This is a genomic window from Campylobacter gastrosuis, assembly GCF_030249845.1.
In the GTDB taxonomy this organism is placed as follows: Bacteria; Campylobacterota; Campylobacteria; order Campylobacterales; family Campylobacteraceae; genus Campylobacter_A; species Campylobacter_A gastrosuis.
This window is the reverse complement of the sequence record NZ_JANURM010000004.1, coordinates 153,866-170,097: the sequence shown is the minus strand read 5'-3', so window position 1 is coordinate 170,097 and position 16,232 is coordinate 153,866. Positions and strand designations below refer to the sequence as shown.

Annotated in this window: 15 protein-coding genes; 1 reads left to right on the top strand and 14 read right to left on the bottom strand. The window is 38.0% G+C overall.

Translation table 11 applies throughout. The features are described from left to right. Window positions 1-200: 200 nt before the first annotated feature. From NYG85_RS05655 to NYG85_RS05630, 6 genes are read right to left on the bottom strand one after another with little or no spacing between them, the layout of a single operon-like run. Entirely contained in the window at window positions 201-1,712 is a 1,512-nt protein-coding gene (locus tag NYG85_RS05655) for a 2-isopropylmalate synthase (RefSeq protein ID WP_284937515.1), read from the bottom strand. Next, on the bottom strand, window positions 1,705-2,442 hold the full coding sequence (gene pssA / locus NYG85_RS05650) for a CDP-diacylglycerol--serine O-phosphatidyltransferase (RefSeq protein ID WP_284937514.1): 738 nt from the start codon (window positions 2,440-2,442) through the stop codon (window positions 1,705-1,707). The genes NYG85_RS05655 and pssA overlap by 8 nt, the downstream gene beginning before the upstream one ends. Before the next feature lie 9 nt (window positions 2,443-2,451). Further along, window positions 2,452-3,039, bottom strand: coding sequence for a phosphatidylserine decarboxylase (locus tag NYG85_RS05645; RefSeq protein WP_284937513.1), 588 nt, complete (start codon window positions 3,037-3,039; stop codon window positions 2,452-2,454). Next, window positions 3,040-4,956 carry an ATP-dependent zinc metalloprotease FtsH gene (gene ftsH / locus NYG85_RS05640; protein WP_284937512.1) on the bottom strand — a complete coding sequence of 639 codons (1,917 nt, stop codon included), beginning with the start codon at window positions 4,954-4,956 and terminating at the stop codon, window positions 3,040-3,042. Between the two features lie 15 nt (window positions 4,957-4,971). After that, window positions 4,972-5,796, bottom strand: a complete 825-nt coding sequence (locus tag NYG85_RS05635; RefSeq protein ID WP_284937511.1) for a 50S ribosomal protein L11 methyltransferase — start codon at window positions 5,794-5,796, stop codon at window positions 4,972-4,974. After that, window positions 5,796-6,161 (bottom strand): chemotaxis response regulator CheY, encoded by a 366-nt coding sequence (locus NYG85_RS05630; RefSeq protein WP_284937510.1) that lies wholly within the window; start codon window positions 6,159-6,161, stop codon window positions 5,796-5,798. The genes NYG85_RS05635 and NYG85_RS05630 overlap by 1 nt, the downstream gene beginning before the upstream one ends. Window positions 6,162-6,285: 124 nt before the next feature. Here NYG85_RS05630 and NYG85_RS05625 point away from each other — a divergent pair, with 124 nt between their 5' ends. After that, a complete protein-coding gene (locus NYG85_RS05625) occupies window positions 6,286-6,660 on the top strand; it encodes a hypothetical protein (protein WP_284937509.1) in 375 nt (124 codons plus the stop codon). A gap of 123 nt (window positions 6,661-6,783) precedes the next feature. Here the strand turns inward: NYG85_RS05625 and NYG85_RS05620 are convergent, their stop codons facing one another. The 8 genes from NYG85_RS05620 to NYG85_RS05585 all read right to left on the bottom strand — a co-directional run bounded on the left by NYG85_RS05620 (window position 6,784) and on the right by NYG85_RS05585 (window position 16,134). Beyond that, window positions 6,784-7,254: a hypothetical protein gene (locus tag NYG85_RS05620; RefSeq protein WP_284937508.1), complete on the bottom strand. Its 471-nt coding sequence runs from the start codon at window positions 7,252-7,254 to the stop codon at window positions 6,784-6,786. A gap of 85 nt (window positions 7,255-7,339) precedes the next feature. Next, window positions 7,340-9,010, bottom strand: a complete 1,671-nt coding sequence (locus NYG85_RS05615; protein WP_284937507.1) for a 4Fe-4S binding protein — start codon at window positions 9,008-9,010, stop codon at window positions 7,340-7,342. 118 nt (window positions 9,011-9,128) lie between these two features. Next, window positions 9,129-9,518, bottom strand: coding sequence for a 30S ribosomal protein S9 (rpsI, locus tag NYG85_RS05610; RefSeq protein WP_284937506.1), 390 nt, complete (start codon window positions 9,516-9,518; stop codon window positions 9,129-9,131). A 2-nt stretch (window positions 9,519-9,520) separates the two neighbouring features. Then, window positions 9,521-9,946, bottom strand: coding sequence for a 50S ribosomal protein L13 (gene rplM, locus NYG85_RS05605; protein WP_284937505.1), 426 nt, complete (start codon window positions 9,944-9,946; stop codon window positions 9,521-9,523). Between the two features lie 79 nt (window positions 9,947-10,025). Then, entirely contained in the window at window positions 10,026-12,761 is a 2,736-nt protein-coding gene (locus NYG85_RS05600; RefSeq protein ID WP_284937504.1) for a RecB-like helicase, read from the bottom strand. Further along, on the bottom strand, window positions 12,758-15,088 hold the full coding sequence (locus NYG85_RS05595) for a PD-(D/E)XK nuclease family protein (protein WP_284937503.1): 2,331 nt from the start codon (window positions 15,086-15,088) through the stop codon (window positions 12,758-12,760). The genes NYG85_RS05600 and NYG85_RS05595 overlap by 4 nt, the downstream gene beginning before the upstream one ends. Next, on the bottom strand, window positions 15,066-15,551 hold the full coding sequence (locus NYG85_RS05590; RefSeq protein WP_284937502.1) for a FixH family protein: 486 nt from the start codon (window positions 15,549-15,551) through the stop codon (window positions 15,066-15,068). Before NYG85_RS05590 ends, NYG85_RS05595 begins: the two co-directional genes overlap by 23 nt. Then, a complete protein-coding gene (locus NYG85_RS05585; protein ID WP_284937501.1) occupies window positions 15,544-16,134 on the bottom strand; it encodes a hypothetical protein in 591 nt (196 codons plus the stop codon). The genes NYG85_RS05590 and NYG85_RS05585 overlap by 8 nt, the downstream gene beginning before the upstream one ends. Between the last annotated feature and the right edge of the window lie 98 nt (window positions 16,135-16,232).

Here is a 16,232-nt window from a genome sequence, read left to right as displayed (position 1 = left end):
TGCCAACTGCGTTTGCGTGGGTGTTTAGGGCATTTACGTTCGTGTTAATGCGAAAACTCATTGTGTATCCTTTTAAGTTTTATTTCAAGCTTTTTGCTTGTTAAAACCCAAATCGGCAAAAAAAAAACGTTTAGGGGTTTAGAGAGAATTTGTGAAAAATTTTAGAAATTAAGAAAACTAGGCGTAAAAACGCCTAGAATTTAAAGGTGTTTCATCTTTACATAGCTATTTAAAGCGCCAAGATACGCCTTAGCGCTAGCACTCATCGTGTCAATGTCAAGTCCGTGTCCCATAACGGCATTTTTGCCCTCAAACTCAACCTTAACATCAACCTTAGCCAGCGCGTCCTTGCCCTGAGAAACGGCACTGACCTTGTAGTCTTTAAGCACACCACTAATCCCACTAATGCGGTCAATGACCTTAAAAATCGCATCAGCCGTGCCGTTGCCAAGTGCAGAGTCGCTAATAATCTCGCCTTCGTGCTTTATGCTCATTGAAGCACTGGCTAAACTACCACCGCTACTTTGCAAAAGAGCGACTAGCTCGTAGGCTTGTGGAATTTTAATAATCTCATCAGATACCAACGCCCTAATATCATCATCAAAAATTTCTTTTTTCTTATCGGCTAAATCCTTAAACTTCTCAAACGCCGTATTTAACGCATCGCTATCAAGGTCAAAGCCAAGCGAGATTAACTTATCCTTAAATGCGTGGCGACCGCTGTGTTTGCCTAAAACTAGGGAGTTTGTTTCAAGTCCGATACTTTGGGCACTGATGATTTCGTAGGTTTCTTTGTGTTTTAAAACGCCGTCTTGATGAATGCCACTCTCGTGCGAGAATGCGTTTTTGCCAACAATCGCCTTGTTTGGTTGTGGCTCAATGCCAGTAATGCTTGCAATTAGGCGTGAGGTCGGGTAAATTTCTTTTGTGATAATATCGGTGTGAAGTCCGCCAAAAATGTCTTTTCTGGTCTTTATCGCCATTACGACCTCTTCAAGGGCAGCGTTGCCAGCACGCTCTCCGATACCATTAATCGTGCATTCAACCTGCCTTGCACCAGCCAAAACAGCTGAGAGTGAGTTAGCCACGGCTAAACCTAAATCGTTGTGATTATGCACAGAAACGACCGCTCTGCCGTTTATGAATTTTACCATTTGGGCAATCATTGCCCCTAGCTCTGTTGGCATACGATATCCAACGGTATCAGGCAGATTTATGGTCTTTGCCCCAGCTTGTATCACGGCTTCGCAAATCTCTTTTAAGAAATTTATATCGCTTCTACCCGCATCTTCACAGCTAAACTCAACATCATCACAAAAGGTCTTGGCGTATTCTACCGCCTCAACGGCACGTTTTACGACCTCGTCTGGTGACATTTTTAGCTTATACTCCATATGAATTGGGCTTGTGGCAATAAAGGTGTGAATTCGCTTATGCTTTGCTGGGCTTAAAGCCTCGCCAGCTGCCTTTATATCACGCTGGGTCGCACGCGCAAGCGAGCAAACTACGATGTTTGATGCCTGTTTTGCTATCTGATTTACAGCGTCAAAGTCGCCGTTACTAGCGGCTGCAAAACCAGCCTCCATAACATCAACGCCAAGGCGTTCTAATTGAAGTGCGATTTGAAGCTTTTCAGATGTATTCATTGAAGCACCGGGGCTTTGCTCTCCGTCCCTTAAAGTCGTATCAAAAATAATAATTTTATCACTCATTTTTATCCTTTTTATTTTTAAAATTTTTAGCAAACATAATGACTGCACGAATAAGCCCATAAGCAACATATGAGCTCATAATCAAAGTAGCACTCTCAATCGGATAGAGATAAAGCATTGAAAATGCAACGACAAGAGCGACTAGAATTCTTAAAACGTGAGTCTGTTTTAGGTTGATTTTTTTAAAGCTTGGATAGCGGATATTGCTTACCATTAAAACGGCAAGTCCGCCCTGAGATAGCATAAAAAGCCACTCAAATCCACGCAAAAATTCATAATCTAAGTAAAATCCAAGCCAAACTACGCTCACAACAGCAGCCGTTGGTATTGGCAATCCGATAAAGATATTTGGCTCGTAAGTGCCGGTGGTAACATTAAATCTAGCTAGGCGAATAGCTCCAAAAACAACAAACATAGCGCTCATTAATGCACCAAATTTACCAAAACTAGCACCGATGACTAAATAGAACAAAATCGCTGGTGCCACGCCAAAAGCGACTAAATCAGCAAGGCTGTCAAACTCCACGCCAAACTTGCTCGTGGTCTTTGTAAGTCTAGCCACCCTGCCGTCAAGTCCGTCAAGCACGAGCGATAAAAAAATGTAAATAATTGCTTTGTAGTATTGTCCGTTAATAGCTGCAATAATGCTTACAACGCCTAAAAATGCACTAGCTGCTGTGAATAAATTTGGCAAAATATACATAAGCTGTGGTTTTGGCGACTCAATCATCTTAACCCCCTAAAAATAACCTAGCAAAGCAGAATTTCTAACTCTCTCACCAACGGATAGAAAAATTTTGCTATTTAATGGCAGATACAAAATAACAACCCCGCTGCCTAAAAATCCAAGCTCATCAAGTACCTTTACACTTTTTGGGGCATTTAGGCTAATCCGCCTTGAAAATACGCCATAAATCACTCTCATCGCTATGGCATTGTCCTTAAAATAGTAAATGGCACGTGAGTTTAAAAATTCAGATGATTTTATGAAATTACACAAAAAAAGTCCGTGTAGTTTTTTAAATTTCAAAATTTCAGTATCGCAAAATGCCCTTAAAACTCCGCTACTAAAAAATGACTTTTTTATGGCGATTTTTAACGCCTTTTGCCCCTCAAACTCACAAATACAAATTTCACTAACACGCCCACCTATTGGCGATAAAATCGCATTTTTATCGGCGATTTTTTTAGGCTGTAAATTTCTAAAAAATATAACTAAAAAGATAAAAACAAAGAGAAAAAATGGGATAAAAATTTCAAACAAAATTGATAAAAGCACCAAAAAAGCTGATAAAATCACCCATTTTTGCCCCTGTTTTGCTATCATTTACGCCTCTTTAACGCCCTTTTTCTCATCATCGCTCTCATCGCTTAAACGGCTCTCTAAACCGCTTCGCTCCTCGTAAGCCCTAATAATCTCACGCACCCTAGCACCCTCAATGGTCTCTTCTTCATAAAGTGCCACGACCATATCCTCAATCGCCCCGCTATACGTTTTTAACGTGTCAAGCACGGCGTTGTAACGCTCTGAAAGCATATTTTTAACAAACTCATCAACCTTTTGAGCCATATTGTCGCTGTAATCCTTAATCGTTTGACCGCCAAGAAAGTTATTTCGCTGTTTTTCAAGCACCATAAGTCCAGCAACATCGCTCATACCATACATACTAACCATAGCTTTTATGATATCAGTCGCTCTTTCTAGGTCGTTGCTAGCACCGGTTGAGATCTCTTTTATAAAGACCTCTTCTGCTGCACGACCAGCCAAAAGCACATCAACCTCGGCTAAAAGCTCGTGCTTTTGCATCATAAATTTATTCTCTTCTGGCGTATTTAGCGTGTAGCCAAGTGCGGCTAAACCACGAGGAACGACTGAAACCTTACTAACCTTTTTAGCACCCTTTGTTACCTCGGCTAAAAGGGCGTGTCCGCTCTCGTGATATGTAACGATACGTTTTTCTTTTTTATTTACACGCCTTGATTTCTTTTCAAGTCCGGCAATAGAACGCTCAACCGCCTCAATAAGGTCGGCTTGTTCAACGACTTTTTTAGAATTTCTACCAGCTAAAAGTGCGGCTTCGTTGATAATGTTTTGCAAATCAGCACCAGCTAAACCAGTAGTAAGGCGACCAATCTCCTCTAAATCAACGTTATCAGAGATTTTAACATCCTTCATATGCACCTTTAAAATCTCAATCCTGCCCTTAAAATCTGGCTTATCAACCAAAACCTGCCTATCAAAACGCCCCGGTCTTAAAAGCGCGGCATCTAAAATTTCAGGGCGGTTTGTAGCGGCAATTACAATCACTGGCGACTTATCAGCGTCAAAGCCGTCCATTTCAGATAAAAGCTGATTTAGCGTCTGCTCACGCTCATCGTTACCACCCATTGGCCCTGAATTTCGGCTCTTGCCAATGGCATCAATCTCATCAATAAAGACAATCGCCGGGCTCTCTTTTTTTGCACTCTCAAACAAATCCCTAACACGGCTAGCACCAACGCCGACAAACATCTCAATAAAGCTTGACGCTGACATTGAAAAAAACGGCACATCAGCCTCACCAGCCACAGCACGAGCAAGCAGGGTCTTACCAGTGCCCGGAGGCCCAACTAGCAAAATTCCCTTTGGGATTTTAGCGCCCAAACGCAGGTATTTATCGGGGTTTTTAAGGTAATCAACAATCTCAACTACCTCCTCTTTTGCCTCTTCAACACCAGCAACATCGTTAAAAGTTACCTTTGGTTTTTCAGAATTTATAAGCTTTTTTGCACTGCCAATGCCTAAAATTCCGCTACCCATACTTCTTTGCATACGACTTGCTAAAAACATCCAAATTCCAAAGAAAATAAATACTGGCAACACCCACGAAAATAACAAATCGCTTAAAAAATTCGTATCGCTGTAAGCACTATAAACTATATTATTACTTTCAAGTGTCGGCACGAGCGTAGGGTCGCTAACTCGCTTTGTAACGTATAAATTCCCGTCGCTCCCACTAGCCTTTATCGTCGCATCAGAGATATAAACCTGCGTAATTCGCTTTTGTTTTATCATCTCTTTAAAGTCAGAGTAGGCGATTGTCTTTGTAGCGCCGTTGTTTGTTAAATTTTGACCTATCCCGTCAGAGCTGCCAAAACTTCTAAACAAAAGCACAATAACAATAGAAAAAATGGCAAATATCAATATCGGATTTTTATTAAAAAAGCCGTTGTTATCGCCGTTGTTGTTCTCTTTTTTATTCATTATATCCTCATTAAATTATTTTTTAAACACAAAGCTAACCCACTCGTTAAGCTCTTTTTGCTCAACAAGCGTTAAATCCTTAAAATTCTCTTTAATGCGTTCTGAATACTTTTGCAAAATGCCTGAAAGCACCAAATATCCGCCATTATTTAGAATTTTTTTAAGGTCGTTTTGTAGCATAAAGATGACGTCTGCTATGATGTTTGCCACGACAATATCATATTTTTTGCTTACATTTAAGATTGAGCCAGTCCAAATTTCATTAAAGCTAACGCCGTTTAGTTTGGCGTTTGAAACGGCACTCAAAGTCGCCTGCTCATCGGTGTCGCAAGCATCAACAACACAGCCCATTTTTGCCAAGGCTATGCTTAAAATTCCGCTACCACAGCCGACATCAACGGCACTTTGACCGCTTTTTGCATATTTTTGCAAAAATAAAAGGCACGAACTTGTGCTTTCGTGATGACCAGACCCAAACGCCAAAGCAGGGTCAATGATAATGTCTATAACCCCAGCTTTTGGGGGTTCCCAGCTTGGACGAATGTAAATTTTATCCAATAAAATAGGCTTAACTGCCCGTTTATACTCATCTATCCAGTCTTTGTTCTCTTTTATGCTTAGCGTGGTTTTTGTGGTATTTGGCAGATTCATCACTTGGCAAAAACGCCTTGCGTATTCGTTAATACCCCACTCAACTTCGCTTAAATCGCTCTCATCACGAAGTATAATCTCACTCTCACGCTCTTCAACGCAGGTAAAGCCAAACGAAAAGATAAGCTCTAAAATTTCATCATATAAATTAGAGCTTTTGACGCTTAACTCGTAAAATTTATCTTTCATTAACCAAGAACGTCTTCAAGTTTCTCTTTTAAAACTTGCGGTGTAAATGGTTTTACAATGTAGTTATTTACCCCGGCTTTAAGCGCAGTAATAACCTCGGCCTTACCACCCTCTGTTGTTACCATTATGATTGGCATATCAACATATTTTGCCTCAGCGCGCACCTTTTTTACAAGCTCCAAGCCGTTCATTTCAGGCATATTCCAGTCAGTTATAAGCACATTTACATCGGCGTGTTGAGTTAGTAAAGACCACGCCTCAACGCCGTGCTCAGCCTCTAAAATATCTTGATGTCCTAGCCTTTGTAGCGTGTTTTTTATGATTCTTCTCATTGTTGAGCTGTCATCTACGACTAAAATTTTCACACTTAATCCTTTTAGTAAAAAATGCTTTATTCTATCAGATTTTTTATTTAAATTTCTTAAAAACTCACATTTTGGCGTGAAATTTTAATATAATCAAGGCATAAAAACAAAAATGGGGGCAAAAATGCAAAAAATTTCAACAAAAGACGAGCTAATTTTAGCTCTAAATGAGAACAGGACTGAGTTTATCACAGATGAGCTGATTTCAAGGCGTATTATGGCGATTTTGCCGATTAAAGATATGGGCGTTTTAAAATCGTATTTTTTATACTTTTCGTGCTTTTTTATCCCATTTGATGGGTGCAGTGGGTGCCACTGCGTGGATAAGCTACGAAGCAAAAAAATGTGCGAAAATCAAAGCAATAAAATTTTCTGTTTTGAGAAAAAAATGCTTTATGCAACCGAGTTTTTTGGCTTTAAAAACACCCTAAAAATGGCTAAAAACTACCAAATCACGCAAAGTGGGAGTGAGTTTATTTTTCGCCTTATAAAGCGGTAAATTCATCCCAATTTATCTTTGATTTTGAGGTTGGCATTTTGGTTTGATATGGCTCTTTTGCAAGAGAAATTTCTGCCACGCTTTGCTTATTTGGCTCTTTTTTTGGTGCGTTTATGGCTAAAACTAGGCGTTGGGGTCCGATAAAATGCTCAAAAATAATGGCAAAATTTTTAAAAAATTCTGCCTTTTTATGCGTTTTAACATAGATAAAAACTCATCAACAAAGCCGTTTATCACGCTTTTAAAAAGCTCGGTTGATAGCGTATTAGCAGTGCTAATCTCATCTTTTAAAAATGTAGCCATTAGTAAAAATACAAAACCTACGAAGTCCTCGCTGTCCTTACAACGCTCAAAGTCCCTTCTATACGGACTTTGCTTTAAAATTTCAATAACCCTTAGCCTAGCAGTGCCGTCATCTCTGCCCTCTTCATAAAAGCTAACATTAAGCGGGACATTTATGTAGCTTAAATCAAACAAGACGCTATTTTGCTCGGTTTTAAACCGGTTAAAATCAAAATTTTTAAGTGCGTTAAGCGCCTCTAAACTCTCATTATTTAGCGGATTTTGCGATAAAATGCAAGCTGTTCGTGCCATTTTTTAAACTTTTCATCACTCTCATAAAAAGAAAAACGGCATCGCAAAAAATTCGTAATAATAACCCCTAGCCCTAAGCAAGTCTTTATTCATAAATTTTGCCCCCATTTGCGTTAATTTGTGCCTTTATCATCACCTTTGCCTTACACTCGGCACAGCAGTAAAGTGTGCGGATTTTCTCTGGTGAGTTTGCAAATTTTGGCTGCATTAGGGTTGCGATTTTCTCAACTGCCTTTTTAGTCGCAAACTCCTTGCCACACTCAACGCACTTAAACAGCTCATCTTTGGCTAGCTCATAGTAGCTAAATGTTTGCGGTTTTAGCTCTAAAATTCCGCTTTTTAGGCTGATTGTGTCCTTTTCGGCACAGCTAAGCTCGCAGTATCCACAAGCGGTGCAAATGCTTGGATTAAATTTGATTGAGTTGTCGTTTTTATCGGCAATTAGGGCATTTACATTACAAGCGCCAACACAGCTTAAACAAAGCGTGCAGGTATCTTTATTTATCAAAACCTTGCCGTATTTGATAAGTCCGTCTGTATAAACCACGCCTAAATCATCATTGCCGACAAGATTGCTAAGTCGTTTTGCAAAAATTTCACGCTTTGTAAGCGCGTATTCGCTCACGCTAAAATGGCTGTTTTCAATCGGTTTTGCTAGCTTTAACGCCTCTTTTAGCTCCGCTTCGTTTTTTACTAAATATACCGCTTTTTGCCCGAATTTTAGCTCATAAATTTGATTTAAAATATCAGCGGCATCGCTTAATGCCCTTGGGCGAGTTTGCGAGTAGATAATCAGCGCAGAACCGCTCTCGTTAAGTAGTGTTAAAAGGTGAGTTTCGCTTAGAAATTTATCGCTAAATGCACCAAAAACAAGGACATTTTGTGGGAGTTTGACGTTTAAATTTTCAAGTGGCTCGTTTGGTAAAATTAGCGGTGTTTTGCCAAAATATAGCTTTGCAATCTGCACAAAAGCTGTGCGGGTAATTAGCGAGTAATCAATCGCGCCGCTTGGGCAAACTGCCACGCACTCGCCACAATTTACACAATCAACGTGCGAAAAGACCAGATTTTTTGTCGCATCATCTTTTAAAATCGCAACGCTTGGGCAAATCTCGGCACATTTAGCGCAAATTTCGTGCCTTCGCTCGTGATACTGGCAGATACTGCTGTCGTAATTTATGTAGCTTTTGTAGTCGTAATTTGGCGTTTTGGCGTTTAAAAAGGCTAGAATTTCATCGTCGCTTTTGCCTGAAATTTCAACACAACCGCTCTGTCTTAACATATAATCACGCGCATTTTCTACCAGCAAAAAGTCGCAATCTATCTCAAACTCATCATCATCTCTTAGCACAATCGCGCTTAATTCGCCAACTGCGCCGTAAATAAATTTTATCTCAAAATGCGTTAAGCTAATGACTTTAAAGTCGTTTTGAGTTAGTAAATTTTTAAGCTCTTCGCGTCCGCCGTTGCTTACTAAAAGGACGTTTTTGCCGACCTTTTTTTCATAATCAACATCGGTGGCTAAATCAAACGCCATAGCCCTAGCTTCGTATAATAAAAGCGTGTTTTTTGCCTTATTTAGCACATCATCATCGCTGTTTTTTAGGTAGAAATTTATCTCGTTTGCGACTATTTGTGCGTTTAGCTCTTTGGAGTTTGAGATTAAAAACTGGGCGTTTTTGTCGTTTGAAATTTCAATCTGCTCGTTTAGAATAACTGGTTGGTCAAAGTGGTTGTAAAAACCGAATTCTTTCATTTAGTAGCCTTTTTAAAAAATATAGGATACTACAATGAAACTCTTTAAAAGTTTGTTAAATAATATGTTAAAAAAGAATTTTAAGGCAAGGCAAAAGCCCTGCCATAGAGATAAACGATTAACGTTTAGAGAATTGTGGGCTACGTCTAGCTTTTCTCTTACCAAATTTCTTACGCTCAACAACACGAGAGTCGCGAGTTAATAAGCCTTTTGGTTTTAGCATAGCTCTAAAATCAGCGTCCATTGCCGCTAAGGCTCTTGAAATGCCGTGCCTTAACGCCTCAGCCTGTGCTGAATAACCACCGCCAAGTGTGGTCGCTTTGACGTCAATTAGGCTCTCTTGCTTTGTTGCAAGAAGTGGCTGGACTACCTTTAATTTAATCGCCTCGTGTCCGCCTAGCCAAGTGTTTAAATCCATACCATTAACTAAAATTTTTCCGCTACCGGCTTTTATCCAAACCTTAGCAACTGCCGTTTTTCTCTTACCTGTTGCATAAACTGTTGCCATTATTATTTTCCTTCTTTTGCGATTTGAGCTGTGTGCGGATGTTCGCTACCTGCATACACTTTTAGTTTTTTAATCATCTCTTTGCCAAGTTTTGTCTTTGGTAGCATACCACGAACTGCTAATTTATAAAGCTTAACTGGGTTATTTACCAAAAGATCGCCGAATTTCTCGCTCTTTGTGCTACCAAAATAGCCAGAGTGGCGGTGGTAAAGCTTTTGCTCTGCTTTGTTTGCACCTGTAAATTCAGCTTTTGAAGCGTTTATGATGATAACATAGTCGCCACAATCAACGTTTGGAGTGTAGCTTGGTTTGTGTTTGCCACGAAGTAGAGTTGCAACCTCTGTTAAAATTCTACCAAAACGCTTGCCCGCTGCATCAACAACGATCCAATCGCGTTTTACTTCGTTTGGCTTTGTTATTTTTGTCATTTTCTTACCTTTGCCAAATAAATTTAAAAAGGGGATTTTAGTAAAAATTAGCTTACAAGCAACTTAATTTAAGTGTCTTTTAAACAAATTTTGCCTCAATTTTATCCGCTAAAATGTAAAAAATTACGCCTTTAACGCTAAAATTTGGATAAATTTTGCTAATAATTTGGACGTATTCGCTAACTTGCAAAATGTGATTTTGTGCGAATTTATCGGAGCTTTTGTAATCAATAATGAAAATTTCGCTATCTTTAAACGCCAAAAGGTCAATCTGCTTATTTGATAAATCATAATTTAACGGCTGTTCTTTTTTAAGCTTGGCGTCCTTTGTGATTTTGATAAATTCATCGTTTTTAACTAAATTTACTGCACGATTTAACACATCTGTAAGCTCATCTTGACTTAAAAATTTTGAGAATTTATTAAACAAAGCGTCCTTTTGGGCTAAAATTCCAGTCTCGCTAAACTCACTAATTTCAAGCAAAAAGTGCAAAGCACTGCCAAAATAAATCGCCTTAAAATCGCCTAAATCATCGCTTAAATCGCCATTTGTGCTATCTTTTGGCACACTTACTAGCTCTATCTTTTTAAGCTTTGTCTTTGGCTCTAAAATTTCAGCCACTTTTGGGGTTAAAACGCCACGCTCACCCGACTTTAAATCAAGATAGCATATATTTTTAACGCCAGATGAGTATGGCGAAAAATAGGTCGGGTGGTTGCCATCAAGTTTGCCATCTTTTTTTATGATGATTAGGCTCTCTTTTGCCCTTGTCATCGCAACATAAAGCTTATTTATCTCCTCTTGCCTATCAAGCTCTTTTGAAAACTCAATGAAATTTTTATAATCATCATCTAAAATTTCTCTGTTTGCTAATTTTAAACGCACCTCATAGCCGTTTTTAACGCTGTATTCAATCTTAATTTGGCTCGTGTCTGACATATCTTTTGAGAATTTATCGCATAAGATTACGTGCTCAAATTCAAGCCCCTTTGACTTGTGAGTAGTCATCACTCTAACGCCCAAAACTGCGTTGTTTGCGGACTTTTCATCTGAATTTTCAAACTCAAATAAAAACTCAACTAAATTAGCAAATCCGCTTGAAATTTCAAAAAGCTTTAAAACATCTGGCTCATTTAATGAAATTTGTGCAGTTTTAGCTAGAAATTTCAGGCACTCGCTGGCTGTTTTTGATAAATTTAGGCTCACTTTTTTAGGGCTAAAACCGATATAGGTTTGAAAATTTTTAGCGAAAATTTCGCTCCCAAAAAGGCAAAATTTTGCGTAATTTATGAGCGAAAAAACGCTTGGCGAGTTTTTAAGCAGCATAGCACCCTCATCGCTAGCGTCTATGTTTTGTGCTTTTAGGGCGTCGCAAATGTCGTTTATATCGCTGTTTTTCCAGCAAAGTATGGTGATATCACTAGCCTTTACGCCGTTATTAAGTAGCCATTTTGTCTGTTCTAAAATCTCATTTAATGGCTCGTCGCTTGAAGTAACTCTTAAAAATCCTTCGTTTTTGCTGTTTGAAATTTGTGGCTTAAAGTCGCTGATTTTATCTTTAAAAATTTCATTTACATAATCAACCAAAATCCGTGCGGAGCGGTAATTTGTGCCTAAATTTTTAGTCTTTATCTGCTTAAAATCGCTAGCGACCTTGTCAAAAAGCTCTTTTTTACCGCCCCTAAATCTATAAATGCTCTGCTTAATATCGCCAACATAAAAGAAGCTACCAAGCCCGTTTTGTCCGTATCCAGCGACAATTTCGGCAATGAGCGGATTTATGATTTCGTATTGGATTACGTTTGTGTCTTGAAATTCATCAATTAAAAGGTGTTTGATTTTGCCATCAAGCCTAAAATAGAGCATATCTTTATCAATGCTCGTTAAAAGCCTAAATGTAAGGCTAGTAATATCAAAAAAACTAAAACTATCAAGGCGTTTATTTAGGCTAAATTTCACGCTTTTAAAGGTGTGTAAAAACCTGTAAAGCTCGTTGATTTTATACCTTTCAAGCTCGTTTATGTAATCCTTTAATTTTAGTTTAATAAGCTCAAATTTTTCATCAAAATATGGCTGGTAAATTTTGGCAAAAGTCTTGTAATTTAAGCTCTCTCTGCCAATAAAACCCTTATCTAACAAATCTAGTGGTTCTTTTATTTTAAAGGCATTTTGTGCGTCTTTTGAGCCATTAAGGTCAGTAATAATCTGCCTAAAATCAGCACAAAGGGCTAAAATTTCATCATCACTTGGGGCGTTTAAAACCTTAATCTCACCGCCCTCGCCTAAATTTTCATAAAACGAAGTAAGGGATTTAAAAAACTCATCTGTGCCGTTTAAATAAGAGATGATAAAACTCGCTAACGCCCTTAAATCAGCGGTGTTTTTACTAATCTCTTTTATAAACTCGCTCTTAAAAATTTCGCTTTCAATTTCGCTGGTTTTAAAGTCTGGACTAACGCCTAAATTTAGGCTAAAACTTCGCAAAATTTTGCCAAAAAAGGCATCAAAGGTCATAATTTTTAAATTTTGATTTAAAAACTCATCTTTAACCTCATCTCTACGGACTAAAACTTCATCTTTACTAAGCGATAAAATCTCGCAAAGCTCGGCTAATTCGGCATCTTTTTGCTCTAAATTTAAAAAAGTATTTACAATCCGCTCACTCATCTCAGAGGCGGCTTTTTTTGTAAATGTGAGCGCGGTTATGGATTTGACGCTCTCTTTTTGCAAAATCAGGGCAATAAAACGCACACTTAACGCAAAGGTCTTGCCACTACCAGCACTGGCTTTTAGGGCTAAAAATGGCTCTATCATCTATCATCTCCACGAATTTCGCCCCTGCAAATGGCAAAAAATGGGCAAAATGGACAGGCTGAAAATTTCTGCTCGTAACTTGGTGATTTAAAATATTGTTTAATCTCGCTAAAAATCTCTAAAAGTCCCTTCTTTGCGGGCTTATCTTCAAAAAAATTCATATCCTTTTTTAGGTCGTAAAATTTTGCTTCGCTCGCATTTGCTAGGTATTTGTAAAATTCTAGTTGAAGTGGGTCGTTTGACGTCCCGGTCTTGTAATCAATCACGAAAAACTCATCATTACGCCTATCAATGCGGTCAATCACGCCTTTAATTTTGACATCATCAACCACAGCCTCTTTTGCCACTTCAAACTCAAAAGGCTGCCAACCAAGCGAAATATGGGCGTTTTCGTTTTGTTCAAAACGGCGAAATTTTTGCCTTGCAATCTCAAATTCAAGCGGATTTAACTCGCTTAAAAATGGTAAAAAATCATCTAATTTGAAAATTTTATGCGTTTGATAGTAGTTAAAAAGTGCGTTGTGAATGGCGTTGCCGTAGGTTGCGTTTGATTTTTTGCCAAAAAGTGGCGGTTCGTTTAGCCCTAAAACATATCTATAATAGTATTTTCGTGGGCAGGATAAGAATGTTTTAAGCCTAGAAAATGATAACGCTTCTTTAAAAAAGTCGTGCGGTAAAAAGTCCGTTTCTGGTGTAAATTTCGCCCTATTTTTACCGCTAAAAATGGCTAAATACTCATCATCTGTGTATGAAGTATCTGGGATTTGTTTAAACTGGGTTAGAAATCTTGATGGAATTTTGCCCTCGTTTAGGACATAGCTAATGGCGACTTTTTTGGCATTATTTATCAAATTCTCATAATATGAGCGTTGCAAATTTTCACGTTCTAAATAGCTAATTAGCCCAGCCTTTGCTCTGACATTTGAGCTTAAAAACATCTCATTTACGACACGTTTTGGCACTAAATCATCGTTAAAATCAACGATAATAACGCCGTCAAAACTAAGTCCCCTGCTCTCTAAAAGCCCTAAAACTCGCACCAAACCACCACCAACATCATCAATGCTTCGCTCATCTAAACGCATAAGTAAAATCTCACACGCCTCGCTAAATTTCAGCTCCTTTTTGCTTAAAATTTGACGCATAAAAAACAGCTCTTCGTTTAAAATCATCTCTACTTGGCTATGTTTAAAACTCGCACAAAGTTCGTTTAAAACAGCACAAAACTCATCAAAATCTGCCGTGCTGTCGTATAAAAATTTAAAGCGGTTAAATAGCTCTTCTTTAAAATTTATGAGCTTAAAAAAGCTCTGCTCTTTTTGTAAATTTTGCTTATCATCGCCTAAAAAATCAATTTGCAAATCCTCTTTTAAGCAGGTCAAAATCGTCTTAAAAGCCCTAAAAAACAGCGTATCATTAAGCGGTTTGCCCATTGCAAAGCTTAGCATTTTGCCCTCATCGTGAAGCCTTAAAATTTTTGCAAAACTCTCATCTGGTAAGATTACGGCGATTTTTTTAGGGTCTATGCCCTCTTTTATGAAGGTTGAGATTTTTTCAAAAACATAGGCGGCTTGTAGGCTAGCAAGGCTAAATGCTCTGGTTAAAACCAGCCTATTTTGCGGTATTTGCCCTAAATTTTCAAGGCTAAAATCGCTAAAATCAAGGCGGTATTTATGATAGTCTAATAACTTTTCTTTATCCGTTAAAGTTGCGATTTTATCAGTTAATTTTTTGTTTAATTTTGAGGTTGCAAAGCTGATTTTTAGGTGTGTGATTAATGAAATTTTAGATAAAATCTCCCACTCAAATTCGCTTAAAACGCCAAAAATTTCAATCTCAATCTCATCATAATTTTTTATAAAATTCTCATTTATCTCGTAATTTTCGCATTTTGTTATCTCGTCAAAATAGCCATTTTGGCTTAAAATTTCTTTGTATGTTTCTAAAAGTAGCTCTAAAATTTCTAAATGTTCTTCATAATTTGCATAAATGTCGCTAAATTTTAGCTCACTAATGCTCTTTTTTTGGGTCGCTAACTCCTTAAAAAATGAAAAAAGATAGTCGTTATTTTTTAAAAAAGCGAAAAATTCGCTCGGTATTGATAGTTTTGTTTGGGTTTGTTTAACCCTTTTACACGCCTCTTGCATAAAGATAAGAAGCTGTGCATCGCTTGGAGTGAGCATATCTTTAACAACAACACAACGGCTAAAAAACTCGCCAACACTCATTGTTTTTGGCAAAAGCGTGTTTGAAAAGCTGCCTAAAAACTCCCTGATACGCCTTTGTGTTGTAAAGACAAAAAGTTTATTCTCCACTAAATAGCTCAAATTTGTAAAATCCTGTTGAGTTTTTATCTTGTAGTTTTAGCACGAGTTGCCACCTGCCGACTAGATTTGGCGTGAAATTTTGCGTTTTTAAGATGTCGTTTTCGTAGCTTGCGTTTAAGTCAATGTCGTATTTACTGCTATCTGGGCGTGTTAAAAACATTGTAAATTTTGGCTTATCTAGCCCATTTTCTAAATTTGTTACGGCGATTTTTATGCTGTTTGGCTCGTTTAGTTTTAGCTCGTTTTGCAGTAGTTTGACGCTAAATTTTCGCTCAAATTCACGCTGTGATGATTTGATTTCGTTTATGTTGTGATCTACGCTTTGATACTTTTGCATATATCTATCATCCATATAAACTGGATAATCAAGCGAAATAATAATAGTCGCCACACAAGCGATAACACAAGCGATAATGCTTAAAACTATGCCGTAGGGCCAAAATGTCTTTTTTGAGTTAGCCATTTTTTGCCTTTCTTTTATAAATCATAAGGGCGATGACTAATGCCATTGAGCCATAAATTAAAATTCTAAAAATGTTTAGGGTGTCTTTGTTTGCGTTGCCAATGGCGTTTTCTAGCGTGATTTGCTCTGATTTTGCGATGCGTTCGGTAATATCGGCATAGCCGTTTAAGATAGCGGCGTTGTAGATATCTTTGCCATTTTTTGAGGCTAAAATCGGCAAAATCGTGCCACTTTCTGGAAATGGACTTAAAACTGCCTCTTTATCAAAAAGCGTCAAAGTATCGCTATCGGCAAAAATTTCAACCTTTTTTTCGTTTTTTATAAGCATTAAAAATGCAAATGGTGGTTTTAAATTTAGGCTCTTAAATTTATCGTTTAGGCTCGTTTTACCAAGCGTTTCATAAACGCCAACGCCTACAAAAATTCCACTTTTTTTATAAAGCTCATCGCCGATAAGATTAAGCCTAGAAACGACCTTTTGGCTTAAAATTTCATCATCATTAATGACAAAATTTGTGCCAAAAAGTGCGTTTAAAGAGAGTAAAAGGGCAAAAAATATGCCCTTTAAATTTAGCCTTATCATCCGACAAATAGGTGATTTGGAGTAAGCACCGACCAAGCACAGATGATGCCAGCAACAGCGATTAGTAAAATGATGACTTTTTCTAAAATAGCTGACAT